We start from the raw sequence: 3,109 nt of genomic DNA on the forward strand, positions 1-3,109 counted from the left end.
CTGGCGGTGACCTACTCTCGCATGGGAACTCCCACACTACCATCGGCGCGGTTGCGTTTCACTTCTGAGTTCGGCATGGGATCAGGTGGGACCACAACGCTATTGCCACCAGGCAAAAAACGTACAATCTGGAAAAGCTGTTTCTCGATGTAAGACTTCTTACAAGGTCGGATATCCGACTCACAAAACCACTTGGGTGTTGTATGGTTAAGCCTCACGGGTCATTAGTACAGGTTAGCTCAACGCCTCACAACGCTTACACACCCTGCCTATCAACGTCGTAGTCTTCGACGGCCCTTTAGGACTCTCGAGGAGTCAGTGAGAACTCATCTTGAGGCTCGCTTCCCGCTTAGATGCTTTCAGCGGTTATCGATTCCGAACTTAGCTACCCGGCAATGCCACTGGCGTGACAACCGGAACACCAGAGGTTCGTCCACTCCGGTCCTCTCGTACTAGGAGCAGCCCCTCTCAATTCTCAAACGCCCACGGCAGATAGGGACCGAACTGTCTCACGACGTTCTGAACCCAGCTCGCGTACCACTTTAAATGGCGAACAGCCATACCCTTGGGACCGACTTCAGCCCCAGGATGTGATGAGCCGACATCGAGGTGCCAAACACCGCCGTCGATATGAACTCTTGGGCGGTATCAGCCTGTTATCCCCGGAGTACCTTTTATCCGTTGAGCGATGGCCCTTCCATTCAGAACCACCGGATCACTAAGACCTACTTTCGTACCTGCTCGACGTGTCTGTCTCGCAGTTAAGCTGGCTTCTGCCTTTGCACTAACCTCACGATGTCCAACCGTGATTAGCCAACCTTCGTGCTCCTCCGTTACTCTTTGGGAGGAGACCGCCCCAGTCAAACTACCCACCAGGCACTGTCCTCATCCCCGATAAGGGGACCAAGTTAGAACATCAAACATACAAGGGTGGTATTTCAAGGACGGCTCCACAGCGACTAGCGTCACTGCTTCAAAGCCTCCCACCTATCCTACACATGTAGGTTCAATGTTCAGTGCCAAGCTGTAGTAAAGGTTCACGGGGTCTTTCCGTCTAGCCGCGGGTACACTGCATCTTCACAGCGATTTCAATTTCACTGAGTCTCGGGTGGAGACAGCGTGGCCATCATTACGCCATTCGTGCAGGTCGGAACTTACCCGACAAGGAATTTCGCTACCTTAGGACCGTTATAGTTACGGCCGCCGTTTACCGGGGCTTCGATCAAGAGCTTCGACCGAAGTCTAACCCCATCAATTAACCTTCCGGCACCGGGCAGGCGTCACACCGTATACGTCCTCTTACGAGTTTGCACAGTGCTGTGTTTTTGATAAACAGTTGCAGCCACCTGGTATCTGCGACTCCCACTAGCTTAGAGAGCAAGTCTCATCACCGGCAGGAGCGTACCTTCTCCCGAAGTTACGGTACCATTTTGCCTAGTTCCTTCACCCGAGTTCTCTCAAGCGCCTTGGTATTCTCTACCTGACCACCAGTGTTGGTTTGGGGTACGGTTGCTAACTACCTGAAGCTTAGAAGATTTTCCTGGAAGCATGGCATCAACCACTTCACCACCGTAGTGGCTCGTCATCAGCTCTCAGCGTTATGTGAACCCGGATTTGCCTAAGTTCACCGCCTACTACCTTAAACACGGACAACCAACGCCGTGCTGGCCTAGCCTTCTCCGTCTCTCCATCGCAGTAATCAGCAGTACGGGAATATTAACCCGTTTCCCATCGACTACGTCTTTCGACCTCGCCTTAGGGGCCGACTCACCCTGCCCCGATTAACGTTGGACAGGAACCCTTGGTCTTCCGGCGAGCGGGTTTTTCACCCGCTTTAACGTTACTCATGTCAGCATTCGCACTTCTGATACGTCCACGGAACTTCTCAATTCCGCTTCAACCGCTTACAGAACGCTCCTCTACCAAGCACAACAAGTGTGCTTCCGCAGCTTCGGTGTATCGCTTAGCCCCGTTACATCTTCCGCGCAGGCCGACTCGACTAGTGAGCTATTACGCTTTCTTTAAAGGGTGGCTGCTTCTAAGCCAACCTCCTAGCTGTCTAAGCCTTCCCACATCGTTTCCCACTTAGCGATAACTTTGGGACCTTAGCTGGCGGTCTGGGTTGTTTCCCTCTCCACGACGGACGTTAGCACCCGCCGTGTGTCTCCCGTGATTGCACTCATTGGTATTCGGAGTTTGCATGGGGTTGGTAAGTCGGGATGACCCCCTAGCCCAAACAGTGCTCTACCCCCAATGGTGAGACACGAGGCGCTACCTAAATAGCTTTCGAGGAGAACCAGCTATCTCCCGGTTTGATTGGCCTTTCACCCCTAGCCACAAGTCATCCGCTAATTTTGCAACATTAGTCGGTTCGGTCCTCCAGTACCTGTTACGGCACCTTCAACCTGCCCATGGCTAGATCACCGGGTTTCGGGTCTACACCCTGCAACTCATTCGCCCAGTTAAGACTCGGTTTCCCTACGGCTCCCCTATTCGGTTAACCTTGCTACAGAATGTAAGTCGCTGACCCATTATACAAAAGGTACGCAGTCACCCTCGAAGGGCTCCTACTGCTTGTACGTACACGGTTTCAGGTTCTATTTCACTCCCCTCACAGGGGTTCTTTTCGCCTTTCCCTCACGGTACTGGTTCACTATCGGTCAGTCAGGAGTATTTAGCCTTGGAGGATGGTCCCCCCATGTTCAGACAAGATAACACGTGTCCCGTCCTACTCGATTTCACACTAAGGTCGTTTTCATGTACGGGGCTATCACCCTGTGTCGCCAAGCTTTCCAGCTTGTTCCACTAACTTCCTCAATGCTTAAGGGCTAATCCCCGTTCGCTCGCCGCTACTAAGGGAATCTCGGTTGATTTCTTTTCCTCTGGGTACTTAGATGTTTCAGTTCCCCAGGTTCGCCTCTGTAACCTATGTATTCAGTTACAGATGACACCTTATGGTGCCGGGTTTCCCCATTCGGACATCTCAGACTCAAGTGGCTCTTACCGCCTCATCTGAGCTTTTCGCAGGTTAGCACGTCCTTCATCGCCTCTGACTGCCAAGGCATCCACCGTGTACGCTTAGTCGCTTAACCATACAACCCCAAGGGGT

The 3,109-nt window shown here is 52.6% G+C and carries 2 rRNA genes; both read right to left on the minus strand.

From position 1 onward, the window contains the following. Positions 1-113, minus strand: a 5S ribosomal RNA gene (gene rrf, locus KUV52_RS15570); the annotation flags it as partial. Between the two features lie 90 nt (positions 114-203). Further along, positions 204-3,092: ribosomal RNA gene (locus tag KUV52_RS15575) — 23S ribosomal RNA — on the minus strand. Positions 3,093-3,109: the final 17 nt, after the last annotated feature.

Source organism: Ferrimonas balearica (genome assembly GCF_019802055.1).
Taxonomy (GTDB): domain Bacteria; phylum Pseudomonadota; class Gammaproteobacteria; order Enterobacterales; family Shewanellaceae; genus Ferrimonas; species Ferrimonas balearica_A.